Source organism: Rhizobium fabae, assembly GCF_003985135.1.
GTDB lineage: Bacteria > Pseudomonadota > Alphaproteobacteria > Rhizobiales > Rhizobiaceae > Rhizobium > Rhizobium pisi.
The window spans coordinates 123621-147652 of the sequence record NZ_ML133651.1; the positions used below are offsets into that span (position 1 = coordinate 123621).

General features: G+C 62.3%; 23 protein-coding genes. 8 read left to right on the forward strand and 15 right to left on the reverse strand.

The genetic code is table 11. The annotated features are described in order from the left end of the window. The first annotated feature begins 56 nt into the window (after positions 1 to 56). On the forward strand, positions 57 to 980 hold the full coding sequence (locus tag EFB14_RS16170; RefSeq protein ID WP_126826989.1) for a PhzF family phenazine biosynthesis protein: 924 nt from the start codon (positions 57 to 59) through the stop codon (positions 978 to 980). A 28-nt stretch (positions 981 to 1008) separates the two neighbouring features. On the opposite strand, the gene EFB14_RS32930 is transcribed toward EFB14_RS16170, so the two are convergent. Continuing rightward, on the reverse strand, positions 1009 to 1173 hold the full coding sequence (locus EFB14_RS32930; protein WP_164737540.1) for a hypothetical protein: 165 nt from the start codon (positions 1171 to 1173) through the stop codon (positions 1009 to 1011). A 173-nt stretch (positions 1174 to 1346) separates the two neighbouring features. Between EFB14_RS32930 and EFB14_RS16175 the strand changes: the two genes are divergently transcribed. The 3 genes from EFB14_RS16175 (at position 1347) to rcdA (ending at position 3936) form a co-directional block, all read left to right on the forward strand. Then, positions 1347 to 2645, forward strand: coding sequence for an MFS transporter (locus EFB14_RS16175; protein WP_126826992.1), 1299 nt, complete (start codon positions 1347 to 1349; stop codon positions 2643 to 2645). Between the two features lie 192 nt (positions 2646 to 2837). Further along, positions 2838 to 3029, forward strand: coding sequence for a DUF1192 domain-containing protein (locus EFB14_RS16180; RefSeq protein ID WP_008533098.1), 192 nt, complete (start codon positions 2838 to 2840; stop codon positions 3027 to 3029). A 391-nt stretch (positions 3030 to 3420) separates the two neighbouring features. After that, positions 3421 to 3936: a protease adaptor protein RcdA gene (gene rcdA / locus EFB14_RS16185; RefSeq protein ID WP_126826995.1), complete on the forward strand. Its 516-nt coding sequence runs from the start codon at positions 3421 to 3423 to the stop codon at positions 3934 to 3936. A 140-nt stretch (positions 3937 to 4076) separates the two neighbouring features. Here rcdA and rpmE read toward each other — a convergent pair whose 3' ends face one another. Continuing rightward, positions 4077 to 4298 carry a 50S ribosomal protein L31 gene (rpmE, locus tag EFB14_RS16190; protein ID WP_008533100.1) on the reverse strand — a complete coding sequence of 74 codons (222 nt, stop codon included), beginning with the start codon at positions 4296 to 4298 and terminating at the stop codon, positions 4077 to 4079. 193 nt (positions 4299 to 4491) lie between these two features. On the opposite strand from rpmE, the gene EFB14_RS16195 reads away from it, so the two are divergent. The 4 genes from EFB14_RS16195 (at position 4492) to EFB14_RS16210 (ending at position 8762) form a co-directional block, all read left to right on the forward strand. Next, a complete protein-coding gene (locus EFB14_RS16195) occupies positions 4492 to 6294 on the forward strand; it encodes an ABC transporter transmembrane domain-containing protein (RefSeq protein WP_126826998.1) in 1803 nt (600 codons plus the stop codon). A gap of 411 nt (positions 6295 to 6705) precedes the next feature. After that, positions 6706 to 6894, forward strand: a complete 189-nt coding sequence (locus EFB14_RS16200; protein WP_027683183.1) for a YegP family protein — start codon at positions 6706 to 6708, stop codon at positions 6892 to 6894. Between the two features lie 271 nt (positions 6895 to 7165). Continuing rightward, complete coding sequence (locus tag EFB14_RS16205) at positions 7166 to 7504, forward strand: YciI family protein (RefSeq protein WP_126827002.1); 339 nt, start codon at positions 7166 to 7168, stop codon at positions 7502 to 7504. A 7-nt stretch (positions 7505 to 7511) separates the two neighbouring features. After that, positions 7512 to 8762 carry an RNA polymerase sigma factor gene (locus EFB14_RS16210; protein WP_126827005.1) on the forward strand — a complete coding sequence of 417 codons (1251 nt, stop codon included), beginning with the start codon at positions 7512 to 7514 and terminating at the stop codon, positions 8760 to 8762. On the opposite strand, the gene EFB14_RS16215 is transcribed toward EFB14_RS16210, so the two are convergent. The 13 genes from EFB14_RS16215 to EFB14_RS16280 form a co-directional block, all read right to left on the reverse strand. Continuing rightward, positions 8763 to 9794, reverse strand: coding sequence for a peptidoglycan -binding protein (locus EFB14_RS16215; RefSeq protein ID WP_126827008.1), 1032 nt, complete (start codon positions 9792 to 9794; stop codon positions 8763 to 8765). 3 nt (positions 9795 to 9797) lie between these two features. Beyond that, on the reverse strand, positions 9798 to 10901 hold the full coding sequence (locus tag EFB14_RS16220; protein ID WP_126827010.1) for a MotA/TolQ/ExbB proton channel family protein: 1104 nt from the start codon (positions 10899 to 10901) through the stop codon (positions 9798 to 9800). Between the two features lie 112 nt (positions 10902 to 11013). Beyond that, positions 11014 to 11814, reverse strand: a complete 801-nt coding sequence (locus EFB14_RS16225) for an inositol monophosphatase family protein (protein WP_126827013.1) — start codon at positions 11812 to 11814, stop codon at positions 11014 to 11016. Positions 11815 to 12012: 198 nt separating this feature from the next. After that, the gene (locus tag EFB14_RS16235) at positions 12013 to 13110 is read right to left on the reverse strand and encodes a protein-glutamate methylesterase/protein-glutamine glutaminase (protein ID WP_126827016.1); all 1098 of its coding nucleotides are present in this window, start codon (positions 13108 to 13110) and stop codon (positions 12013 to 12015) included. A 133-nt stretch (positions 13111 to 13243) separates the two neighbouring features. Beyond that, positions 13244 to 14098 carry a CheR family methyltransferase gene (locus tag EFB14_RS16240; RefSeq protein ID WP_126827018.1) on the reverse strand — a complete coding sequence of 285 codons (855 nt, stop codon included), beginning with the start codon at positions 14096 to 14098 and terminating at the stop codon, positions 13244 to 13246. 31 nt (positions 14099 to 14129) lie between these two features. Further along, entirely contained in the window at positions 14130 to 14612 is a 483-nt protein-coding gene (locus tag EFB14_RS16245; protein WP_008533121.1) for a chemotaxis protein CheW, read from the reverse strand. Then, entirely contained in the window at positions 14609 to 16426 is a 1818-nt protein-coding gene (locus EFB14_RS16250; RefSeq protein WP_126827021.1) for a methyl-accepting chemotaxis protein, read from the reverse strand. The genes EFB14_RS16245 and EFB14_RS16250 overlap by 4 nt, the downstream gene beginning before the upstream one ends. Positions 16427 to 16593: 167 nt before the next feature. Beyond that, on the reverse strand, positions 16594 to 18651 hold the full coding sequence (locus EFB14_RS16255; RefSeq protein ID WP_126827023.1) for a HAMP domain-containing methyl-accepting chemotaxis protein: 2058 nt from the start codon (positions 18649 to 18651) through the stop codon (positions 16594 to 16596). A gap of 340 nt (positions 18652 to 18991) precedes the next feature. Beyond that, positions 18992 to 20698 (reverse strand): methyl-accepting chemotaxis protein, encoded by a 1707-nt coding sequence (locus tag EFB14_RS16260; protein ID WP_126827026.1) that lies wholly within the window; start codon positions 20696 to 20698, stop codon positions 18992 to 18994. A 31-nt stretch (positions 20699 to 20729) separates the two neighbouring features. Beyond that, positions 20730 to 21242 (reverse strand): chemotaxis protein CheW, encoded by a 513-nt coding sequence (locus EFB14_RS16265; protein ID WP_126827030.1) that lies wholly within the window; start codon positions 21240 to 21242, stop codon positions 20730 to 20732. Continuing rightward, positions 21239 to 23290, reverse strand: a complete 2052-nt coding sequence (locus EFB14_RS16270; RefSeq protein ID WP_126827032.1) for a chemotaxis protein CheA — start codon at positions 23288 to 23290, stop codon at positions 21239 to 21241. Before EFB14_RS16270 ends, EFB14_RS16265 begins: the two co-directional genes overlap by 4 nt. Then, positions 23287 to 23655 (reverse strand): response regulator, encoded by a 369-nt coding sequence (locus EFB14_RS16275; protein WP_126827035.1) that lies wholly within the window; start codon positions 23653 to 23655, stop codon positions 23287 to 23289. The genes EFB14_RS16270 and EFB14_RS16275 overlap by 4 nt, the downstream gene beginning before the upstream one ends. Next, positions 23652 to 23981, reverse strand: coding sequence for an STAS domain-containing protein (locus tag EFB14_RS16280; protein WP_126827038.1), 330 nt, complete (start codon positions 23979 to 23981; stop codon positions 23652 to 23654). Before EFB14_RS16280 ends, EFB14_RS16275 begins: the two co-directional genes overlap by 4 nt. Positions 23982 to 24032: the final 51 nt, after the last annotated feature.

The following is a 24032-nucleotide window of genomic DNA, read 5'->3' on the forward strand; positions in this document are numbered from 1 at the left end:
TTCGTCCCGCGAAAAATCGTGATTATTCATAACGGCCCGCTGCAACAGGAGCCGCTATGCACACCATCTCCTACGTCACCGTCGATGTCTTCACGTCCACGCGTTTCGAGGGCAATCCGCTTGCCGTCATCTCCGATGCGCGCGGCCTCACCGATGCGGCGATGCAGAAGATCGCCACCGAGTTCAACTATTCCGAAGTCACCTTCGTCCTGCCGCCGGATGATCCCGAGAATTCGGCCCGTGTGCGCATCTTCACCCCGACGATGGAAATACCCTTCGCCGGCCATCCGAATGTCGGCACCGCCTATGTGCTCGGCCAGCGGGCGGAGATCTTCGGCAAGCCGGTCGGCGACGGGCTGCGCTTCGAGGAAAAGGCCGGCATTGTCGAAATCAGCCTGAAACGCAGCGGCGGAAGGGTTACGGCAGCAGCGATCCGCGCGCCGCAGCCGCTGACGATCGGCGATGCCATCGCCGAAGAAACCATCGCCCGCTGCGTAACACTCGATCCGGGCGTCATTGTCACGACCACCCACGCCCCGGTCTTTGCTTCCGTCGGCCTCAACTTCGCCATCGCCGAATTGAACGGGCTTGAAGCGCTGGCCGCCGCCCGCCCGAACCTTGCCGGCTTCCACGCGGCAGCCGGCCGCCAGGCGACGAGCGGCCACGACTTCTCGCTCTTCCTCTATGTCAGAGCCTCCGAAGACCCGTGGCATATCCGCGCCCGCATGTTCGCGCCGCTCGATAACGTGCCTGAGGACCCGGCGACCGGCAGCGCTTCGGCCGCACTTGCCGCCTATCTCGTCTCGCTGGCGCCGGACGCCGATATGAATATCCGCATCACGATCGAACAGGGTGTGGAAATGGGCCGCCGCAGCGTCATCGCCCTCGATGTTGCGAAATCCGCCGGCATCGTCACCGACGTCGTCATCTCCGGCAGCTGCGTTCCCGTCATGCGCGGAGAAATCTTGCTTCAGGACTGAACTCGCGGATCGGGGCGACGCGGTCCGTCTACATCAGGAAATCGCGCGAAAGCAGTGCCACCGCCCAGATACCGAAAGCGATCAGCGCGATCCTCCAGAAATCCATGCGTCGTCTCAGGCCGGGAAGCCCGAGCGGCTTGATCACCTGTATCGCCATGGCAAGGATGAGCAGCAAGGCTATCAGCTTTGTCATGCTTTATTTTTTCCGTTTTTCGGAATGTCACAGGACGGACATTTTTCCGCGCGAACAAGGGATCTCGACACGCCGTAAAGACATTCCGGGGCACAATCAATCATCTTGAGGCTAGGCAGACGCAGGTCTTGCCTTATGTCCATTTTTAAATCGCTGAGACCGAGTCTGGGGAAATGAAGAGAAATCTGCTGTCCGTCGCCGCGCTGCTCTTTGGCACGCTCTTCCTTTTCATGGGCAACGGCCTGCAGGGCATCCTGCTTCCGGTGCGGGGCAATCTCGAAGGTTACGCAACCACGACGCTCGGCCTGCTCGGCACCTCATGGGCCGGGGGCTTCGTCATCGGCTGCCTGGTGGCGCCGAAGCTGGTGCGCCGTGTCGGCCATATCAGAGCCTTTTCCGGCTTCATCTCGATCATCGCCATCATCGCGCTGGTCAGCGGCATCATTATCGATCCGTTCTGGTGGGTGGTGCTGCGCGCCGTCACCGGCTTCTCTACAGCCGGAACCTCGATGATCATCGAAAGCTGGCTGAACGAACGCGCCAGCAACGAGAGCCGTGGCGCGATCTTCTCGCTCTATATCGGCATCACCCTGCTCGGCGTCGTCGGCGGCCAGATGATGATCCCGCTGGAAGACGTGCGCACGCCGGTGCTCTTCATGATCTGCGGCATCTTCTACTGCATCGCCATGCTGCCGACGACGCTGTCGACCGCTGCATCACCACAGCCGCTGAAGGCGGTCCGCCTCGACCTGCCGGCGCTCTACCGCAACTCGCCGGTTTCCTGCCTCGGCATTCTGCTCGTCGGCATCGCCAACGGCGCTTACGGTACGCTCGGCGCCGTCTTCGGCGCCGGCGCGGGCCTCTCCGACGCCAGCATCGCCATCATGATGAGCGCCACCATCTTCGCTGGCGCGGTGATGCAGCTGCCGGCCGGCCGGCTTTCCGATCGTATCGACCGGCGCTACGTGCTCGCCGCCATGTCGGCGATCGCCGCCGTTGCCGGACTGCTGATCTTCCTGCTCCACCCGACCTCACCCACCTTCCTGATCGGCCTCGTCATCCTCTATGGCGCAGTGGCGAACACGCTCTATCCGATCGCCGTCGCCCATGCGAACGACTTCGCGACCTCAGAGGATTTCGTCAAGGTCTCCGGAGGCCTGTTGCTGCTCTATGGCATCGGCACGGTCATCGGCCCGACGATCGGCGGCCCCGTCATGTCGATGATCAGCCCACATGCGCTCTTCCTCGTCACCGCCGTCGCCCATGTGCTGATCACCGGTTACGCCATCATCAGAAGCCGCATCCGCGCCGCCGTTCCGGTCGGCGACCGCGATGCCTACACGACGATCCCGACCGGCACCTCGCAGATGCTGACGCCGCAGAGCATGTCGCTTGCCGACCGCGGCACCGGCAAATCTGCTGAAACCGCGAAGTCTCCCGAAAGCGGTGATCCTGCCGTAAAGTTCGGCTGAGCAATTCCAGGAAAACTGCGAAGCGGTTTTACAAGGCAAAGCACGAAGCGCTTTTGCCGGGAGTTGCGTAAAACAAGACGTGAGAGCGATTTTACGCTTCCATGAAAAGCTGAACCGCTCTAGCGCATCGGCCCTAAAATCGGAATCGATTTTGGGAAGTACGATGCCCTGGGCAGCAACGGAGGACGAACCATGAGCTTCATCGATGACGACCGGCCGCAGAAGAAGGCCGTCCATGAGATCGGCGCCGATCTCTCCATGCTTTCGGTGGACGAGCTGAAAGCGCGGGTGGAATTGCTGAAGGCGGAGATCGCTCGCCTCGAAGCCGAGGCCACCCGCAAGGCCTCCGGACGGCAGGCGGCTGAGAGCTTCTTCCGCTCGTAATCGCCGAAATCCCTAAAAAACAAGAGTCTAGGCGAGAAAATGAGGCGGCCTCAAGTCTTAATCCGGCACAATGTTAATAAAATATTAAGCTTTATAAGGTATTACTGTACTCATCCGGATCTTTTCTGGATCTCAGACAGTTTTCCATGCGGTGAATTGGTCTGATTTTTCTCCCTGTTTTACCTTGAGAGCCGCTTTTGCGGCTCTTCTTTTTACTTGCAGCCGGCACACTTCCACGAAACTGTGGAGATTAACCCTTTCTTAAGAAACGGCTTGCGCATTTGCGCTAATGATACCATCTTAAAGTCATAAAGACCGGGCTTGGAAACTTTTCCGTCGGCGCCGGCGTTACCTGACCATTAAGTAGCTGCGTGCAACAGGGACTATTGCGATGTCGGAAGTTGGATTGAACACGATCAGTTTTGCGGGCCGCGCGGCTGCATCCTCGCAGTTCAAGGCGCTTTACGCGGAAGGCATGTCACTGGTCGAAGAGACCGCAGCCTATCTCGACGGCCAGGGCCGCACCGCCTCCAAGGTTTTGCCGCGGATGGCCTCGGTCCTCTACGCAGCGGAATCCATGCGCCTCACCACCCGCCTCATGCAGATGGCCTCCTGGCTGCTGCTGCAGCGCGCAGTCAACAACGGCGAAATGTCCCGCGACCAGGTCCTGGCGGAGAAGAACAAGGTTCGCCTCGACGGCTTCAACGTCGACCGCGCCGCACCCGGCTGGGGCGACCTGCCGGAATCCTTCCGTGACCTCGTCGAGCGTTCGCTGCGCCTGCAGAACCGTATCGCCCTGCTGGACCGCGAAATCTACCGCCCGTCTGAAGCTGTGATCGTCCACGACAACCAGAACAGCGTCCAGGCCCAGCTTTCCCTGCTGCAGACCGCCTTCGGCAACAACTGATCCGGATTTAGAGAATTCCACATGAAACCGGCTGCGCTCCGCGCAGCCGGTTTTTTGTTTACCTGTGACCGCTGGCATCCCACAAACGCAAAAAGCCCGGCAAAACCGGGCTCTTTTCAAATTCCGTCGAGCAGAAGCGATTAGAGGCCGAGGCCGCCGAAACGCTTGTTGAACTTGGAGACGCGGCCACCGCGATCCATGAGCTGCTGGTTGCCGCCGGTCCAGGCCGGATGCGACTTGGAATCGATTTCGAGGTTCATGACAGCGCCTTCCGAACCCCAGGTCGAGCGGGTTTCGTATTCGGTGCCGTCGGTCATGACAACCTTGATCACGTGATAGTCGGGATGGATGCCTGCCTTCATAACAATCTTCCTGCGATACCGGAGTTCAATTTGCCGCATGCAGTTGCGGGCAACGAACCGATTGAATAAATGAAGCCGCAGTCGTGATGGCTACGGCTTCCCATTAGGATGCGGTGCCTATACATGAAGGACGCCGGGATAACAAGAGCCTACAGGCCGCATTGCGCGGGTCTTGCAGGCGATCGGAGACGATTTGGCAGAGCAGGCACAGGCAGAAGAAAAGAAGAGACGATCGCTGCGGCCGCTCGGCAGGCTGACGCCCTATGTCATGCGGTATCGCGGCATGGTGGCGGGCGCGCTGATTTCGCTATCGCTTGCCGCCGTCACCTCGCTGGCGCTGCCGCTCGCCGTGCGCCGCATGATCGATCACGGATTTACCCACTCCGACGGCCGCTTCATCAACAGCTACTTCGCCATGCTGATGGTCATGGCGGTGGTCCTCGCGATGGCAAGCGCGCTGCGCTATTATTTCGTCATCACCATCGGCGAGCGCATCGTCGCCGATCTTCGTCGCGACGTCTTCGCCCATGTGACGCGGCTGTCGCCCTCTTTCTTCGACGTCAACCAGTCCGGTGAGATCGTCTCGCGCCTGACCGCCGATACGACGCAGATCAAATCCGCCGTCGGCGCCACAGCTTCGGTGGCGCTCAGGAACCTCATCCTCTGTCTCGGCGCAATGGGCATGATGATCGTCACCTCGCCGAAGCTCTCGAGCCTCGTCATCGGCGCGATCCCGCTGATCGTCTTCCCGCTTGTTGGCTTCGGCCGCTCGGTGCGCAAGCGTTCCCGCGCCGCCCAGGATACACTCGCCGAGGCTTCCGCCTTTGCCAACGAGACGGTCGCCGCCACCCGCACGGTACAGGCCTTCAACGGTGAGGATGCCGCAGCGGCACGTTATGGCGCCGCCGTCGAATCCGCCTATGAGGCGGCCCGCGCCGCCATCCGCTCCCGCGCCCTGCTGACGGGCATCGCCATCACGCTGATCTTCGGCAGCGTCGTCGCCGTGCTCTGGGTTGGCGCGCACAGCGTGCTTGCCGGCACGCTCTCTGCCGGAACGCTCGGCCAGTTCCTGCTTTATGCCGTCATCTCCGCCGGCTCGCTGGGCGCGCTCTCGGAGGTCTGGGGCGAACTCTCCCAGGCAGCGGGCGCTGCCGACCGCCTGACCGAGCTTCTCGACGAGGTCTCGCCGATCGCAGCCCCGGCCAACCCGCAGGCCCTCCCTTCGCCCGGCCGCGGCCGCGTCGAATTTTCCGGCGTGCATTTCGCCTATCCCTCGCGCCCCGGCAAATCGGCGCTGCACGGCTTAAGCTTCGCGATCGCGCCGGGTGAGACGGTCGCCATCGTCGGCCCTTCCGGCGCCGGCAAGAGCACCGTCTTCTCGCTGCTGCTGCGTTTCTACGATCCGCAGCAGGGCAGCGTAAAGATCGACGAGGTCGACGCGCGGCTGACGACGCCGGACGAACTGCGCCAGCGCATCGCCATCGTGCCGCAGGACGTCACCATCTTTGCCGCCTCGATCCACGACAACATCGCCTTCGGCCGCCCCGGCGCTTCGCGCGAGGAGGTCCGCGCCGCAGCGCTTGCCGCCCAGGCCGACGAATTCGTCTCCCGCCTGGACAAGGGCTATGAAACCGAGGTCGGCGAGCGCGGCGTGACGCTTTCCGGCGGCCAGCGCCAGCGCATCGCCATTGCCCGCGCCATCCTGAAGAACGCCCCTGTCTTGTTGCTCGACGAGGCGACCTCAGCGCTGGATGCCGAAAGCGAGACGCTGGTGCAGAAGGCGCTCGACGGCCTGGTGGACGGCCGCACAACGCTCGTGATCGCCCATCGGCTGGCAACCGTGCTGAAGGCCGACCGCATCCTCGTCATGGACCAGGGCCGCGTCGTCGAGGAAGGCACCCATCAGAGCCTGATCCGCCAGGGCGGCATCTATGCGCGACTAGCGCGTCTGCAATTCGACGCCGCCAACGAAGATGTGCTCGCTACCGCCAAATAGCCGGCAAGCGCTTATTCGTCGACACGACGAAAGCCTGACCTTGACCGCACCTCCCTGCGGTTGTCTTTCGCGCGCCCTGCCCTAAGCTCCTTATGCCCTGGGTGGGATATTGCTGTTGAAATCCTCGGGAGGAGATAGGAATGGCGCTTTCCGATATCACCCGACGCGCGGGCCTTGCGCTCGTTCTCGGCCTGACTGCGACGCTCGGTCTCGGCGCGATGTCCGCTGCGGCGGACTTTCCCGATCGTCCGTCACCATGAGAACAGGCCCCGCATTCGCTTGCGCCCAATGGAAATGGTGACAATTGGACGCTAAGCAACCGAATTCTAATTAAGGCAGTGGAAAAGCTCGTCATTTTGATCTAGCCTCCACTAAGCTGATGGTTGCAATTCAGCGTTTCGGGAGACATCCATGTATAAATTCGAAGTTTATAAGGATAAGGCGGGCGAGTTCCGCTTCCGCTTCAAGGCATCGAACGGCGAAGCCATGTTCTCGTCCGAGGGCTACAAGGCGAAGGCGTCCGCCATGAGCGCCATTGAATCCATCAAGAAGAACACGCCCGGTGCCGAAGTCGTCGATCAGACGAAGGCCGAATCCTGAATCCGATCGGCAGGGGCGGTGTCAATGCCACCCCTGCCCTTTCGCGCCCTTGAGCAGCGCCGGTGCCGTTGAGCCCGGCCCGCTTGCTCCTGATTTTCGGCGCCATTTTTTCTTTTTCGCATATTTTTTGAAAGCCATGTCGAAACGATCGGTGGCCGCGCCTCATTGTATCGGAACGGCTCGCCGCTCCGCCGGGCTTCACAGCTTTCGGATATCGGTCCCCGATATCGGCATGCCCGGATCAACGCCAACACGAGATCAGGAGTTTTCCATGCAATATGCCCTCATCATCCGCGAAGGCGCCGAGGATTTTGCTCGGCGCAGCGACCCTGCCTATCGCGACGGCTGGATCGCCTATAGCAAGGCGCTTGCCCAGGCAGGGATCATGACCGGCGGCGCCGGGCTGACTGGCCCGGAAACCGGCACGATCGTGCGCCGCAAAGGCGAGGACCACGATGTTCAGGACGGCCCCTATCCGGAGGGCAAGGAACTGCTCGGCGGCTTTTATCTGATCGAAGTTCCCGACATGGATACCGCGCTCGAATGGGCGACACGCGTTCCGATCTCCGACAAGGGTTCGGTCGAGGTACGCCCGCGCCTGCAGATGTGAAACGACGATGCCGCCCGATGCCGGACGCGCTGCCGAACAGGTGGCGCGTCAATCCTATGGCAAACTGATCGCCTTTCTCGCCGCTCGCTCGCGCGACGTGCCGGCGGCGGAAGACGCATTGTCGGAAGCGCTGGCTGCGGCCCTTCGTGTCTGGCCAGACCGCGGCGTTCCCGGCAATCCGGAAGCCTGGCTGCTGGTCGCCGCACGCCGCAACCTCATGCAGGCGGCCCGCCACCGCACCGTCCAGGCCAACGCGCAAGCGACGCTATCGCTCGCCTTTGAGGAGGCCGAGGAACGCATGAACGAACCCGACAAATCCGTCTTTCCCGATGAGCGGCTGAAGCTGCTTTTCGCCTGCACCCATCCCGCCATCGACAGCTCCGTGCATACCCCGCTGATGCTGCAGACCGTTCTCGGCATCGAGGCGAAGACCATCGCGCGAGCCTTCGTCGTTTCACCGGAAGCGATGAGCCAGCGGCTGGTACGGGCCAAGATGAAGATCCGCGATGCCGGCATTCCCTTCGCCGTTCCCCCTCGCCCCGCCCTATCAGGTCGGCTTGCCGCCGTTCTTTTGGCGATCTACGCCGCCTATGGCCTCGGCTGGGACGGCCTCGACGGCGAGGAGGAGCGTCATTCGCTTGCCGGCGAGGCGATCTGGCTCGGCCGCGCGCTTCTCGCCGTCTTGCCCGACGAACCGGAAGCGATCGGTCTCCTCTCGCTGATGCTTCACTGTGAAGCCCGCCGCAGCGCCCGGCGCGACGACAGCGGCCGATATGTGCCGCTGGACGAACAGGATACGGCGATCTGGAACGCGATCATGATCGCGGAAGCCGATGCGCTGCTGCGCAAGGCCGGAGGTTTCGATCGTTTCGGCCCGTTCCAGTGCCAGGCGGCGATCCAGTCCGTGCACGCGGCGCGCCGGTTCTCAGGAGCGACCGACTGGCAGGCGCTGGCGACACTCTACGCCGCGCTTGTGACAATGAAGCCCGCGCTCGGCGCGCGCGTCAGCCAGGCTGCGGTGATCGGCAGGGCGTTGGGTCCGGCCGCGGGCCTGGAGCAACTCGACAGGCTCGATCCGCGCGACATCGCCGCTTATCAGCCTTACTGGGCAGTGCGGGCCTTTCTTCTGGCAAGCGCCGGCGACGACACCGCCGCAACCGACGCCTACATGGCGGCAATCGGCCTCAGCGACAGTCCCGCCGTGCGCGACTTTCTCACCCGCCGGCTGGAGCAGGCGCGCCGGGTGCCCTCAGGCTGATCATTTCTCGGTCAGCTTCAGCTCGATACGGCGGTTGGTGGCGCGCGCGTCCGGCGTATCGCCCGGTGCAATCGGCTGGAATTCACCGAAGCCGGCGGCAACGAGCCGGTCAGCCGGCACGCCCTGCGCGATCAGGAACTTGACGACCGAAATCGCACGCGCCGAGGAAAGCTCCCAGTTGTCGCGATAGCGGCCCGTTCCGGCAAGCGGCACATTGTCGGTGTGGCCGTCGACGCGCAGCACCCAGTTGATCTCCGGCGGAATTTCCTTGGCGAGATCGAGAAGGGCTGCGGCAAGCTTTGCCATCTCCGTCTGGCCATCCGGATTGAGATCGGCACTACCCGAGGGAAACAGCACTTCCGACTGGAACACGAAACGGTCACCGACGATGCGGATATTCTCGCGGTCCGAGAGGATTTCGCGCAGCCGGCCGAAGAAGTCGGAGCGGTAACGGTTCAGCTCCTGCACGCGCGCGGCAAGCGCCACGTTGAGGCGGCTGCCGAGATCGGCGATCTTCGTCTGCGAGACCCGGTCTTTCTCTTCCGACGCCTGAAGCGCTGCTTCGACGGCGGCGATCTGGCTGCGAAGCGCTGCGATCTGCTGGTTCAAGAGTTCGACCTGGCTGAGCGCCCGTTCGCTCACCTGCTTCTGCTCGTCGAGCTCCTGCGTCATCGTGCCGATCCGCTTTTGCGCCGCATCCTGGCCGCCCGAACCGGCGTTCAGCAGCGCCTGCAGCCGCGAACGCTCGCCTTCGGCATTGGAAAGCGATGCCTGCAGGTTGGCGACCGAATCCTGGAGATCCTGGTTGCTGCCCTTTTCGAGCGCCAGAAGCTGGGTCAGCTCGTTGATCTGGCTGTTGAGGCGATTCAGCACCTCGTCACGGCCCGTGATTTCGCGGCTGAGAATGAACTGTCCGACGACGAAGACCGTCAGCAGGAACATGATCGAGATGAGCAGCGTCGACAGGGCATCAACGAAGCCCGGCCAGTAATCCACCGTGCGTTCGCGGCGGCGGTTGCGGGCAAGAGCCATGGCTTATTTGCCCTCGCTCTTCTCTGTGTGGCTCGCCCGGTCGCGCGGGCGTTCGGTCCTGTCGCCCCCGCGCTCCTGCAGACCGATGCGTTCCGCCAGCCGGTCGAGCGTGCGGCGCATCGCCTTCGCTTCGTCCTGTTGCGCCTCGATCCAGTCGCGCAGCATCTGCTGCTCGTTGCGCATGTTCTTGACGAGCCCCTGAATGCCTTCGGCAAGGCTCGCCATGGCGGCGACCGAGCGCTGGCTACCGACGCCGCCCTCTTCGGAGACCTTGCGCAGATAGTCGGAAAGCGCGCGCATGTCTTCCGAGGATGCGCCGGAAACGGCTTCGAGGGCCGGCGCAAGATCGGAGCCGACATCGGTGACGGAGGAGAGCCAGTTTTCCAGCTCCATATAGAAGCGGTTCTGCGCGCGGCCGGCCTGCAGGTCGAGGAAGCCGAGAATGAGCGAACCGGAAAGGCCGAGCAGCGAGGAGGAGAAGGCCTGGCCCATGCCCGAAAGCGGCGTGGAAAGCCCTTCCTTCAGCGCCGAGAGCACATCCCCCGTGCCGTTCGAGCTGGCATCGAGCGACTGGATGACGATGCTGATCGAGCCGATGGTGCCGATGAGGCCCCAGAACGTGCCGAGCAGGCCGAGGAAGACCAGGAGGCCGATCAGGTAGCGCGAAACGTCGCGCGATTCGTCGAGGCGGCTGGCGACGGAATCGAGGATGGAGCGCAGCGCCGTCGTCGACAGCGCCATGGACGTTTTACGGCTGCCGATCAGCGCCCGCATCGGCGCGAGCAGCTTCGGATTGCGGCTGACCTTGTCGGCGCTGCCGGCGGCGCGGAACGAATTGAACCAGCGCACCTCGGGGCGAAGTGCCAGCACATGATTGAAAACAAGGATGATTCCGACCGCGAGAACGCCGAGGATCAGGCCGTTGAGGCCCGGATTATGCATGAAGGCGGTCTGCGTTTGCCGGAAGAGGATGGCGGCGATGAAACCGACGATGACGAGGAAAAGCAGCATCGTCCAGAGGAAGGGCATGGGGCTCGAAAGCCTGTAGGCATAACCACCGGGCGCCTTTTCGGTGGAGCCGATCTCCGCCACATTCACATTTTCCATAGGTGCAGCAGCCTCCGAACTCATTGCTGGCGGAGACTAGATCAACATTGTGCCGAATTGAAGTATGCCGGGGCGAAAACCGTGACTTTACAACAGCCGGTTTTCCGTTCGGTCACTTGGCGGGGATCGGCCGCTTGATGACCTCGAGCAGCGCCTTGTGGATGGCTTCGTTGCCGGCGACGATCGCACCGCTCTCCAGAATGGTCGCTCCGCCGTCCCAGTCGGTGGCAAAACCGCCGGCTTCGCGGATGAGCAGGATGCCGGCCGCCATGTCCCACGGCGCAAGCTCGGCTTCCCAGAAACCGTCGAAACGACCGGCGGCGACATAGGCGAGATCAAGCGTCGGCGAACCGAGGCGGCGGATGCCGGCCACTTCGCCCATCACGTGGCGAAGCTCGACCAGGAACTTGCCATGGTTGCGTTTGCCAAGCGCCGGCACGCCGCAGCCGATGACGCAATCCGACAGCGCGCGACGCGCGGCGACGCGCAGGCGCCGGTCGTTGAGGAAGGCGCCGCCGCCGCGCTCGGCGGTATAAAGCTCGTCGGTCGCCGGATTGAAGACCACGGCGGCGACGATCTCGCCGTTGCGTTCGAGCGCGATCGAGACTGCGAAAGCCGGAATGCCGTGCAGGAAGTTCGTCGTGCCGTCGAGCGGGTCGACGATCCAGCGATGCGCGCCGTCCGTGCCCTTGATCTCTTCGCTTTCCTCGCCGAGGAAGCCGTAAGTCGGACGGGCTTTCATCAGCTCCTCCCGGACGATCTTCTCAGCCTTGCGGTCGGCGGTGGAAACGAAATCGCCCGGTCCCTTCACGGAAACCTGCAGGTTCTGCACTTCGCCGAAATCACGCCCCAGCGATTTTCCTGCCTTGAGGGCAGCCTGAACCATGACATTGAGAAGAGCTGAACGGGCCATCTGCGCATTTTTCCTTGGGACTGATATGGGGCGCGCGCTGCCAGGGGCGGGAAATGTCCCTGAACATGCATGACAGGCAGCGCTGCAAAGATTGGCGGCCTCAAGACCACAAAATCACGGAAATTTCAAGGGGAGGCGCGCATGGCTGCCCTGCGGCGCCGGAAACCGCTCGCTTTGCCCAGCCCGTTGGGGTCGGCCTCAGAATTTCTGCTGTGTCATCAGCACTTCGCGGGCGATCTGATCGAGCGGCAGGACACGGTCGACACCGCCCTTGGCGATCGCTTCCTTCGGCATGCCGAAAACGACGGAACTCGCTTCGTCCTGCGCCACCGTGTAGGCCCCGACCTCGTGCATTTCCAGCATGCCGCGCGCGCCGTCGTCGCCCATGCCGGTCATGATGATCCCCATCGCGTTCGAGCCGGCCGAACGCGCCGCCGAACGGAAGAGCACATCGACGGAAGGCCGGTGGCGGGAGACCAGCGGCCCGGTCTTCACGCTCACATAATAGCGCGCTCCCTGGCGTTCGAGCAGCATGTGCTTATCGCCGGGAGCGATCAGCACATGGCCGCGCAGCACCGGGTCACCGTCGGCGGCTTCCTTGACCTCGACCTCGCAGAGCCCGTTCAAACGCTTCGCGAAGGCAGCAGTGAATTTCTCCGGCATATGCTGGACGATCACCACGCCTGGAGCATTGGCCGGCAGTTCTTCCAGGAATTCGCGCAGCGCCTCGGTGCCGCCGGTGGAGGCGCCGACGCAGACGACCATCTCCGTCGTCTTTGCCATCGCCCGTCCCGTCGGCGGCGGCAGCATCGCATCCGCCGTCAGCTTCTTGGTCGGCCCCTCGGCGGAAGCGGAGCGAATGGTTCCGGCGGCGCGGCGCACGGTGGAGAGCCGCGCGTATGAAGCGCTCTTGACGACTTCGCGAATGCGTATGGCGTCATCGGCAAGGCTGTCGGCGGCTCCGATCTTCGATTTCAGAATGACATCGACGGCGCCTGCCTCCAGCGCCTGAAGCAGCGTTTCCGAACCCGCCTCCGTCAGCGACGAGCACATCACGACGGGGATCGGCCGCTGCGACATCAGCTTGCGAAGGAAGGTGATGCCGTCCATGCGCGGCATCTCCACGTCGAGCGTGATGACATCGGGGATTTCCTCCTGCAGCTTCCGCGCCGCCACAAAAGGATCGGATGCGACCCCCATGATCTCGATATCGGGATCCTGCTCCAGCACATGGCTCAGCGTCTGTCGGATGCTGGCGGAATCGTCGATGATAAGAACGCGGATTTTCTTACGCATGGATGCCTCCAGAGCAATTCCAGCAAAAGTGTGTAACGGTTTTGCCAGGCAAAGCGTGAAACGCTTTTGCCGGGAATTGCGTGAAAACAGAGAGATAGTGCATTTTCGCGATTCGGAGAAAAGCGGAAATGCTCTAGATACGCTGAAACACCGTATTCGAAACCTGTTTCAACGGCAGGTCGAAGCCGGTGATCGACTCGGAATGGCCGATGAACATGTAGCCGCCCTTCGCCAGGCAATTGCAGAGACGGTTGAGCACACCGGCCTGGGTTTGCTTGTCGAAGTAGATCAGCACGTTGCGGCAGAAGATGATGTTCATCAAGTCGCCGACCGGGTATTTATCGTCCATCAGGTTCATTCGGGCAAAACCTACCCTGCTGCGCAGTTTCGGTGTGATGCGCACCTCTTTGCGGCCCGGCTGTTTGGCGACCAGCACGTATTTGCGCTGCAGGTCTCGCGGCACAGGCGCGATGATGTCTTCCGTATAGATGCCCCGGCGCGCCGTCTGCAGCACGTCGGTGGAAAGATCGGTGGCAAGCACGCTGTAGGAGACGTCATTGCGGCTTTCGGCAAATTCCGCCAGCACCATCGCCATCGTGTAGGGTTCGGCCCCCGTCGAGCAGGCCGAGCTCCAGGTGCGGACGGTGCGCACGCCGCTGTTGGCGATCGCCGGCAGTGCCACCGTCTGCATGTAGTCGAAATGCTTGGCTTCCCGGAAAAAATCCGTCTTGTTCGTCGTCACCACGTCGATGAGATAGACGGTTTCCTGGGCGAGGCCGTCATGATTGAACAGGAAGTCGCAATAATCGTCGAAGGTCGAATGATTGGTCGCGCGAAGACGGCGCCTCAACCGCCCTTCGAGCATCGTCAGCTTGGTCGGCGGCATCTTGATGCCGCTATAATCGTAGATGAACCGGGCAAGCTTGTCGAAATTGCGCTTGCTGATCCGGTCGCCGGGCAATTGGGTTTCCACCGCTGCCATACTCATAGAACGCAGTACTCCAGATTTGACTTGGGCGTCAGGCCGCCGATTGCAGTGCCGAGGCATCCTCGCGTGACAGCAGCCGTGCAAGATCGATGATGACGACGAAGCCGTTTTCGCGGCGAACGACGCCGGCGATATAATCCGAGCGCCAGCGCACGCCGATGTCGGGCGCCGCCTCGATCTGGTCACGCCGGAACGGCGTGACCTCGAAGACGCGGTCGGCGACGAGGCCGAGGGTGAGCAGCCGGCTTTCCATCGGCACGTCGAGGACGAGCACCCGCGTGTGCGGCGTCGGCACGGTCTTCGTCATGCCGAGCTTCAATCGAAGATCGATCGTCGGCACGCCCTGCCCGCGCACGTCGCGCAGGCCGAGCAGATAGTCGGGACCGTTCGGAATCTTGAAAGCTTCCGCATAGTCGAGGATTTCCCGCACTACCTCAACCGGCACGGCGAAAATTTCGTCGCCCAGGCTGAAGGTCACGAATTGCGCTTCCAGAGATGTCGTGGCCATGATCATGCACTTTCCTTGAATTCGGCGTCCCCGTCATCTGGGCCGCCCATGGAGAGATCGAGAGCGAAACCTTTCACCCGCGCCTGTTGAGCAGCGACGGCGTTGGCGGCCGGTTTCTTGGTTGCAGGCTTGCGGATGGCGGCCGGAGCGGGGCTCCGCACCGTCATCCTGGCAGCCGGCGCGCGCTCGCGAGGCCCACCGGCCATATCGACCTTGAAGAAGGCGATCGAGGTCTGCAGCTCTTCCGCCTGCGAGGCAAGTTCCTCGGAGGTGGCCGACATCTGCTCGGAAGCGCCGGCATTCTGTTGCGTCACCTTGTCGAGCTGCTGGATCGCCTCGTTGATCTGCGAGGCACCGATATCCTGTTCGCGGCAGGCGGCGCTGATCTCGGAGACCAGTTCCGCCGTCTTGCGGATGTCGGGCACCAGGCGGCCGAGCATGTCGCCGGCTTCCTGGGCGGCGGTCACGGTATCGCTCGACATGGCGCTGATTTCGGCTGCCGCCGACTGGCTGCGTTCGGCAAGCTTGCGCACTTCCGATGCGACCACCGCAAAACCCTTGCCATGCTCACCCGCACGAGCGGCTTCGACAGCGGCATTCAGGGCGAGAAGGTCAGTCTGGCGAGCGATTTCCTGAACGATGCCGATCTTCTGGGCGATCGTCCGCATTGCCTGCACGGCGCGTGTCACCGCGTCCCCACTGGCTTCCGCATCCTTGGCCGATTGACGCGCAATCTTCTCGGTCTGGGCCGCATTGTCGGCGTTCTGCTTGATGTTGGCTGCCATCTCTTCCATCGCGGCGGAGGCTTCTTCTGCGGAAGCCGCCTGCTCCGTGGCGCCCTGCGACACCTGCTCAGAACTTGCCGAAAGCTGCTGGCTGCCGGCCGAAACATTTTCGGCAGCCGAGATCGCGTCGGCGACGACGCCGCGCAGGCGCTCGACCATCTGCTCGAGCGCAATGCCGAGCATATCCTTTTCCGAGAGCGGCTTCGGAGAGACCATCAGGTCGCCGTTGGAGATCTGGTTGGCAATCGTCGCGGTATTGCGCAGGTTCGCGGTCATCCGGCTCATCGAAACGACGAGATCACGGATTTCGTCGTTGCTCTTGTGCTCGATATTCTGTTCGAGGTCGCCGATGCTGACGGCATCGGCAAGGTTGACGGCGCGCTTCAGGCCTCGGGAGATATTGAGCAGGATCCAGATGGCAGCCGCCGACGAGACGATGATCAGGCCGATCGTCATCATGACAAGCATATTGCGGGACTGCGCATACTGGTCGTTGGTGGCGGCATCCGTTTCGGCGACGTTGCCGGTCACGGTGTCGTTGAGCTTGGCAAGGATGCCGAGAAGCTGGGTCGTCACCTGCTGGCCGTCGCCCATCGAGATGACGCCGGCCTGCGCGTTGGTTTCCGTCGTGTTCTGCGTTGCGAGATCGGCAATATGATCCTGCAGCGCCGTCCATTTGCCGTAGAGATCGCCGAACTGCGCCATCGCCGTCTTGATCTCCGGATCGTCGGAGGCGGAAAGGCGGCCATGGAGCGTTTTGATCAGGTCACGCTGCTGCGAGATCTCATCGACATAGCCGCCGATCTTGCTGGCATCGGTATTGATGATCGCGTCCTTTTCGGCGCGGATGGAACGCATCACGGCATCGGAAAGATCGCCGGAATCGCGCAGGTTGGCGACCGGACCGGCGACCATGATCGAGATGTCGCTGTTCAGCGACGAGAGATTGTAGATCGAAAGACCTGCCATGGCGCAGGTCAGGAGAACGATGAAACCGAACACCAGGCTCAGTTTGAGTTTGATCGTGAAACGCATTCTAACACCCCTTAGAATTGCTGTGGATTTCCTGCGAATTTCAAATTGCGCAGTGGTGAAGACGCGTCATGCGTTCACGACTCTGCCGGCATTCCCCGGCGCATCTTTGCGTCGGTCATATTCGAGAGGCCGCCGTAACAGCTCCCCGTTCTGCACCGGGGAAAGCGCTATGCGCTCTCCCGGAATTCGTCGTCCGACGTATCGGGGCCGCCCATCGACATATCGAGAGCAAACCCCTTCGCCCGAGCCTGCTGGCTGGCAACGCTGTTGGCGGCTGCCCCCTTGCCTGCCGGTTTGCGCGCCGCGGCCGGGCTTCGCGTGGTCATTTTGACCGCCGCGCCGCGGCCCTGCCGACCGCTCGTCGCCGCCTTGCCGTTGTCTGCCATCTCGATCTTGAAGAAAGCGATCGAGGCCTGCAGCTCTTCCGCTTGGGCGGCGAGTTCTTCCGAAGTCGCAGACATCTGCTCGGAGGCTCCCGCATTCTGCTGCGTCACCTTGTCGAGCTGCTGGATCGCCTCGTTGATCTGGGCAGCCCCGATATCCTGCTCACGGCAGGCGGCACTGATCTCGGAAATCAGTTCCGCCGTCTTGCGGATGTCGGGCACCAGGCGGCCGAGCATGTCGCCGGCTTCCTGGGCAGCCGTCACGGTATCGCTCGACATAGCCCCGATTTCGGCAGCGGCCGACTGGCTGCGTTCGGCGAGCTTGCGCACTTCCGATGCGACGACCGCAAAACCCTTGCCATGCTCACCCGCACGCGCGGCTTCGACGGCGGCATTAAGAGCCAGCAAATCGGTCTGGCGAGCGATTTCCTGAACGATGCTGATCTTCTGGGCGATCGTGCGCATCGCGTCGACGGCCCGGGCAACGGCGCTTCCGCTCATCTCCGCATCCTTGGCGGACTGACGGGCGATCTTTTCGGTCTGGGCGGCGTTGTCGGCATTCTGCTTGATGTTGGAAGCCATCTGCTCCATCGAGGCGGAGGCCTCTTCGGCAGAAGCCGCCTGTTCGCTGGCGCCCTGCGAGACCTGTTCCGAGCTCGCCGACAATTCCTGGCTGCCGGCCGATACGCTCTCGGCAGCGGCAATCGCATCAGCGACGACATCGCGCAGGCGCTCGACCATCTGTGCGAGCGCAATACCGAGCGTGTCCTTGGCCGAAAGCGGCTTGGGAGACACCATCAAATCGCCGTTTGCGATCTGCGTGGCAATCTCGGCGGTGACGCGAAGATTGGCAACCATGCTCTGCATGGCGATGCCGAGCGTATCCTTGGCCGAGAGCGGCTTGACGTCGACGGAAAGGTCGCCTTCGGCAATCTGGTTGGCGACATTGGCGGTGGCGCGCAGATTGTTCACCATGCCGAGCATGGCGATGCCGAGCGTATCCTTGTCGGAAAGCGGCTTCGGGGTGACACTGAGGTCGCCATTGGAAATCTCGTTTGCGATCTCCGCGGTAGTGCGGAGATTGTCGGTCATCACGTTGATCGTGTTCACGAGATCCTTGATCTCGTCGTTGCTCCTGATCTCGACCTTCTGGTTCAGGTCACCGATGGCAACGGCGCTGGCGACGTCCATGATCTTGCGCAGACCGCTGCTGACACCGAGGGCGATCCAAAGCGCCGCGGCGAAAGCGATCAAGGACGCGCCGATCGCGATGCCGATCAGCATGTTCTTCGTGGAACTATAGAGGACGTCGTTATCGTTATCGGCTTGCGTCATCGCCTTCTGTTGAAGCGCGACGAGCGTCTCGAAAACGTCTTCCAGTTCCATGACCAGGGCGCGAACCTCTCCCGACGAAAGGGCGGCGGCACCTGCCCTGTCGCCGCTCTCCTGCAAGGAGGCGACCTTGTTTGAGTCTTCAGTGAAGCGTTTGGAAAGCTCTACCAGCCGGTCCCAGGTGGGCTTGCCTTCGGCGGTTGCGAGCTGCTGGCCGCCCGTCGCAAAGGCGAGCATGTCTTCCATGCTTTTTGCCGAGTTCTGGTAGTCCTTCGTGACCACTTCGGGATTCATTTCCAGAAGGGCGTTCTTCTGCCAGCGAACGGCATTAAGCTCTGCAGCCTTGGCTTCGAGAGCCAGTTCCAGCCTTTTTGCAGGCCCCGATACAAGGTTGCCGACGGCGTCGTTCAATGAGCCCAGGCTGAGGATTCCGTAGACGGCGCTACCCACCAATAACAATATGACAAAGCCAAATGCGGCTGCGAGTTTAAGTTTAATCGTAATACGCATCTCAATATTCCTCTGTGAGAGCGAGGTAATCAATTTGGACCGGGGGCGCGGCATCATGCAGCAATAAATTCCGTGGGCGAAAACATGCCACGGATAGAAATTCGAGGACTTCTGTGCGCGGCATCGGCGGCCGCCCGGAAGCTTGCGAGACGTCCCGTCCACGGAGCGTCATGTGTCTGAAGGGGGGAAAGCGACTACATTCACTTCCCGGCAGCCGGACATCTATCGGTCGCAGCGCCAACGCCTACACGCGTTGGGGATATTTCAGCCTCGGGCCGCCGAAGCAGCCCGAGGGATCGCATGAGGGCAAAGGCGCTCGGACGCCCCGCCGGGGGAGCGCTTAGGCGCTCTCCCTGAAGTCGTCGTCGCCGGCATCAGGACCGCCCATCGACATGTCGAGAGCAAAGCCCTTGAGACGCTGCTGCTGAGCCGAAACCGTCTGGCCCCGACCCTGTCCGTGGGCCGGCGGAGCGGATTTGCGAACAACAGCCGGGGCCTTCACTTTGGACGCACCTTTCGGCTGCGTCTTCTGGGCGACGGTCCGTATGCTGCCTGCCGTATCGACCTTGAAGAAGGCGATCGAGGTCTGCAGCTCTTCCGCCTGCGAGGCAAGTTCTTCGGAGGTGGCCGACATCTGCTCGGAAGCGCCGGCATTCTGTTGCGTTACCTTGTCGAGCTGCTGGATCGCCTCGTTGATCTGCGAGGCGCCGATATCCTGTTCGCGGCAGGCGGCGCTGATCTCGGAGACCAGTTCCGCCGTCTTGCGGATATCGGGCACCAGGCGGCCGAGCATATCGCCCGCATCGGCAGCAGCCTTGACCGTATCGCTCGACATGGCGCTGATTTCGGCAGCGGCAGACTGGCTGCGTTCGGCAAGCTTGCGCACTTCGGAAGCCACGACCGCAAAACCTTTGCCATGCTCGCCGGCGCGTGCTGCTTCGACGGCAGCGTTAAGAGCCAGCAGATCGGTCTGGCGGGCGATTTCCTGCACAATGCTGATCTTCTGGGCGATCGTGCGCATGGCGTCGACGGCACGCGTCACCGCTTCGCCGCTGGCTTCCGCATCCTTGGCCGACTGGCGGGCGATCTTCTCCGTCTGGGCGGCATTGTCGGCATTCTGCTTGATGTTGGCTGCCATCTCTTCCATCGAGGCGGAGGCCTCTTCGGCGGAAGCGGCCTGCTCCGTGGCGCCCTGCGACACCTGCTCGGAACTCGCCGAAAGCTGCTGGCTGCCGGAAGAGACGTTTTCGGCGGCCGACAGCGCGTCGGCGACGACGCCGCGCAGGCGCTCGATCATAATGTTGACGTTCCCCAGAAGTTCGCCGATTTCGTCATGGCCGGTGATCTCGGCCATCTTCGTCAGATCGCCTTCAGACACTTCGCGAACCACGGTGTTGGCCCGATTGAGACCCTTGCTGATCGTGCCGGCGATCCAGAAAGCCGTGAGGGCAGCGATCACCAGGGCGACGGCGGCGACGGCAACCATCATCGTGCGCGTCGTCTCGTACTGTGTTTGGGCGCCATCATCAGCAGTCTTCATGCGCTGCTTTTCGAGCGCCAGGATTTCGGAGAGCGTCGAGTCGATACTATTGGCGGCAGCGCGCGCCGTCGTGATGGAGATATCGTTTGCACCATCGGTATTGCCGGCCTTCACATAGGCGCGGATCTGATCGTCGGCGGCAACGAAGGTCTTGGAAAGTTCGGCGATACGCGCCCAGCGCGCCTTGCCCTCTTCGGTCGCAAGCGCCTGTACCTGATTGAAGGCGTCGTCGAATTCCTTGCGGGCCAGATTGCCCTTCTCGATCGCGCCGGCCATATCATCGGCGTTACGCGCCGTGAGCAGGTTCTTCTGCTGGCGGATCGCTTCCAGCTGGGCGATGTTGATCTGCTGAGCCAAATCGAGACGAGCTGCCGGGCCGGAAAGGAGCCTGTCGATCGTGTCGTTCAGCGATCCAAGGCTGAGGATGCCGTAAGCGGCGGTGCCCACGAGCATCAGAATAGTGAAGGTGAACGCGGTCACCAATTTCGTCTTGATTGTCAATCGCATCGGTCTAACCCCAATTTGAATTCATCCGGCGTCAATTGACGGCGCCCGCCGCATCATGTCGCGATGAAAAGATCGCCTGCAGATTCGGGAGAATGATGAACTCTCCGCCCCTCTTCACCAGGCAGTTGATGTAGTCGGCGCGCCAGCGCATGCCGACGCTGGGCGGTGCCTCGCTTGCGGTCTTGGCGAGCGTCGTCACCTCGTTCACCTTGTCGGTGCGCAGACCGACGAGCGTCTGTTCGCCCTGTAGGTCGATCTCGATGACGATGAAGCGGCTGTCGATCGTGGCCTCCGCCGCCTCCATCCCGAAGGCGAGACGCAGGTCGGCGAGCGGAATGACCTTGCCGCGAAAATTGATGACGCTTGCGACGAAGGGCTGGCTGCCCGGCACCGCGGTCTCCGGAAGCAGGTCCAGGATTTCCTGGACGATGACCGCTTCCAGCGCGAAGGTTTCACCGTTGAGATCGAAGGTCAGCACTTCGACTTCCTCGGCATAGCTCCAGTGATTGTCGAACCGTTCGACGGTTGCTGCCGTTGCACTCATCCTGCTACCCGCAATTGCGCCTCCTGTTGCTGACCCGCGGCAACCAGGTGCCCGACGTCGAGAATGAGAGCGACGCTACCGTCGCCGAGAATGGTCGCACCCGAGAAGGTCGCCACATCGTTGTGGAGTTTCGACATCGACTTGATGACCGTCTGGTGGTCGCCGATGATCTGGTCGACGACGAGGCCGACCCGCTCCGTGCCGGTCGAGATCACCACGACCTTCTGGTGCACGTCGGGTTTCGTGCCGGTGCGGAAAAGATCGCGCAGGCGCAGGAACGGCACCAGGCTGTCGCGCAGCGAGATGAAGCTGCGGCCGCGCGAGCGGAGATCTTCCTCGAGCGATAGTTCGAGGCATTCCTCGACCGCCGAGAGCGGAATGACGTAGCGGCCGGAGCCGACGCGCACCAGCAGGCCGTCGATGATGGCAAGCGTCAGCGGGATGCGCAGCGATACTTCCGAACCCTGTCCGGGCACGCTGACGATATCGATTGCGCCACGGAGCGCTTCGACCGTCTTCTTGACGACGTCCATGCCGACGCCGCGGCCGGACAGATTGGTGATCGCCGCCGCCGTCGAAAAGCCGGGAGCGAAGATCAGCTGCAAGAGCTCGGAGTCGGAAAGCGGCTGGCCGGGATGGATGAGGCCGGAGGATTCCGCCTTGGCGCGAACCCGTTCACGATTGATGCCCCGGCCGTCGTCCTTGATCGAGATGATCACCTCGCCGCCGGCCTGGCGAGCTGACAGCGTCACCGTGCCGGCTTCGGTCTTGCCGGCGGCAAGGCGGTCGGCAGGTGTTTCCAAGCCGTGGTCGATCGAGTTGCGCACCAGATGCACCAGCGGATCGGCCAGGCGCTCGATGACTGTCTTGTCGACTTCGGTGCTCTCTCCCTCGGTCACCAGCTCGATCACCTTGCCGGTCTCGCGGGCGAGATCATGGACAAGACGGCGGAAGCGGGAGAAGAGAGTTGCGACCGGCACCATGCGCAACACCATCATCGTGTCGCGGAGTTCGCCGGAGAGCCGTTCGATTTCTTCCGAGACGGAGCGCAGCGCGATATCGGTGCTGGCGCTGGCGAGCTGGCTGAGGCGCGATTGCGCAATGACGAGTTCGCCGACCCGGTCCATCAGCTCGTCCAGGCGTTCGGCCGGAACGCGCACATTCTCGGCAGCCTTCGCCTGGCTGGCGGCGGCTGGCGCCTCGCGTTTGGCCGGAACCGCCTCGACAGGGCGGAACTCCGGCACGGCAGCCGGCGGAACGGGCGCGGGCGAAGCCGCTGCGGCAGGGGCAGGTGCCGCCTTTGCCTCGACGGGAGCGGCGGTCGCCGCTGCCGCGGCATCGATCTCCTCGACGCTGAGTTCCATGTCGTCGAGCACGAAGATGAAGACGTCGTCGATCGCCGAGCGGTCCTGCTCGCTGGTCAACGTCACATCCCAGGAAATGTACAATTCCGTCGGAGCGAGCTCGTCGAGAGACGGAATGTCTGATGTGTTGGCGCGCACGGTGCATTCGCCGAGATCGCGCAACTCGTCCAGCAGGCCGAGCGGATTGGTGCCGTTCGCCATCGCATTGGCCGGCAGGCTGAAGCGGATGCGCCAGCTGTTCTTCTTTTTCGCCGGAGCTTCGCGCACGACGGCGGGTGCGGAAACAGCGACCGCCGCTGGGGCAGGCGACTTGCCGCCGACGGCAGCCTGCAACTGCGCCAGAAGCTTATGCCCGGTGTCGCCGTGATCGGCGTCCGGCTGGTCGACGAGGGCACGCATATGGTCCTGGGCTGCGAGGACGGCGGCGACGAGTTCGCTGGTCGCCGCGACCTCGCCCTTGCGGACCCGGTCGAAGGCGGTTTCGCAATGATGGGTGAAGGCGGCGAGCGCCTCGAAACCGAACATCGCGCCCGAACCCTTGAGCGTGTGGAGCCCGCGGAACACGGCGTCGACGAGATCCTTGTTGTCGAGCTGGTGCGTCAGGTCGAGAAGACCGGCCTCGATCGCTTCGAGGCATTCGGCAGCTTCCATGCGGAATACGGCAACGGGATCGAGCGTGTTCATCTTCCTAAGACCTTCTTGACGATCTTCACGAGGTTCTCGGGGTCGAACGGCTTGGTCAGCCATCCCGTCGCGCCGGCGGCCTTGGCGCGGGCCTTGAGATCGGCATCCGATTCCGTCGTCAGGAAGATGATCGGAACACCGGCCTGCGCCGGCAGCTTGCGCAGCTCTTCGATCATCGTCAGCCCGTCCATGACAGGCATGTTGAGATCGGTCACGATCAGATCGAAGCTGCTGCCCTTGGCTGCCGCGAGGCCCTCTGCCCCGTTGACCGCCTCGGTCACACTGTAGCCGGCATTGGTCAGCGTGACCTTGGTGGTCAGGCGAATGCTGGCGGAATCGTCAACGGTCAGGATATTTGCAGTCATAACTTCACCTCTTTATGCAACCAGAACTTTGCGTCTTCTTGATCAAATGATTCAATGAAACCTGCGCGTTCAAGTACCTTCAGGACCGAGCCGCTGGCTGGCGAAGAAAGCTTGAACGTCTTCCCCTTGGCTTTTGCTTGAAGGCGCGAGGATTCGATGAGTTGAACGAAACTCAGATCCGCTTCTGCGCCTTCGGGAATGCTGATGATGATTGTATCACGGTTATGAAATTCGTCGGTAATCTTGGAATATAATTCGGACACATGGCGAATACTCAGCGCATCAGGCAAATTTATAGATTCGCAATATTGTTTCGGAGTATCCAATGCAGCCTCCTGGGCCAGAGAAATACTTGATGACCCTTAAAGGACTCTCAC

Excerpts from the sequence above, each read along its gene's own strand:
- EFB14_RS16210 (WP_126827005.1), top strand. The coding sequence starts at position 7,512 with ATGCCGCCCGATGCCGGACGCGCTGCCGAACAGGTGGCGCGTCAATCC.
- EFB14_RS16205 (WP_126827002.1), top strand. The coding sequence starts at position 7,166 with ATGCAATATGCCCTCATCATCCGCGAAGGCGCCGAGGATTTTGCTCGG.
- EFB14_RS16245 (WP_008533121.1), bottom strand. The coding sequence starts at position 14,612 with ATGATCATGGCCACGACATCTCTGGAAGCGCAATTCGTGACCTTCAGC.
- EFB14_RS16250 (WP_126827021.1), bottom strand. The coding sequence starts at position 16,426 with ATGCGTTTCACGATCAAACTCAAACTGAGCCTGGTGTTCGGTTTCATC.
- EFB14_RS16260 (WP_126827026.1), bottom strand. The coding sequence starts at position 20,698 with ATGCGATTGACAATCAAGACGAAATTGGTGACCGCGTTCACCTTCACT.
- EFB14_RS16180 (WP_008533098.1), top strand. The coding sequence starts at position 2,838 with ATGAGCTTCATCGATGACGACCGGCCGCAGAAGAAGGCCGTCCATGAG.
- EFB14_RS16170 (WP_126826989.1), top strand. The coding sequence starts at position 57 with ATGCACACCATCTCCTACGTCACCGTCGATGTCTTCACGTCCACGCGT.
- EFB14_RS16220 (WP_126827010.1), bottom strand. The coding sequence starts at position 10,901 with ATGGAAAATGTGAATGTGGCGGAGATCGGCTCCACCGAAAAGGCGCCC.
- rcdA (WP_126826995.1), top strand. The coding sequence starts at position 3,421 with ATGTCGGAAGTTGGATTGAACACGATCAGTTTTGCGGGCCGCGCGGCT.
- EFB14_RS32930 (WP_164737540.1), bottom strand. The coding sequence starts at position 1,173 with ATGACAAAGCTGATAGCCTTGCTGCTCATCCTTGCCATGGCGATACAG.
- EFB14_RS16275 (WP_126827035.1), bottom strand. The coding sequence starts at position 23,655 with ATGACTGCAAATATCCTGACCGTTGACGATTCCGCCAGCATTCGCCTG.
- EFB14_RS16270 (WP_126827032.1), bottom strand. The coding sequence starts at position 23,290 with ATGAACACGCTCGATCCCGTTGCCGTATTCCGCATGGAAGCTGCCGAA.
- EFB14_RS16255 (WP_126827023.1), bottom strand. The coding sequence starts at position 18,651 with ATGCGTATTACGATTAAACTTAAACTCGCAGCCGCATTTGGCTTTGTC.
- EFB14_RS16235 (WP_126827016.1), bottom strand. The coding sequence starts at position 13,110 with ATGCGTAAGAAAATCCGCGTTCTTATCATCGACGATTCCGCCAGCATC.
- EFB14_RS16240 (WP_126827018.1), bottom strand. The coding sequence starts at position 14,098 with ATGAGTATGGCAGCGGTGGAAACCCAATTGCCCGGCGACCGGATCAGC.
- EFB14_RS16215 (WP_126827008.1), bottom strand. The coding sequence starts at position 9,794 with ATGGCTCTTGCCCGCAACCGCCGCCGCGAACGCACGGTGGATTACTGG.
- EFB14_RS16175 (WP_126826992.1), top strand. The coding sequence starts at position 1,347 with ATGAAGAGAAATCTGCTGTCCGTCGCCGCGCTGCTCTTTGGCACGCTC.
- EFB14_RS16265 (WP_126827030.1), bottom strand. The coding sequence starts at position 21,242 with ATGAGTGCAACGGCAGCAACCGTCGAACGGTTCGACAATCACTGGAGC.
- rpmE (WP_008533100.1), bottom strand. The coding sequence starts at position 4,298 with ATGAAGGCAGGCATCCATCCCGACTATCACGTGATCAAGGTTGTCATG.
- EFB14_RS16225 (WP_126827013.1), bottom strand. The coding sequence starts at position 11,814 with ATGGCCCGTTCAGCTCTTCTCAATGTCATGGTTCAGGCTGCCCTCAAG.
- EFB14_RS16200 (WP_027683183.1), top strand. The coding sequence starts at position 6,706 with ATGTATAAATTCGAAGTTTATAAGGATAAGGCGGGCGAGTTCCGCTTC.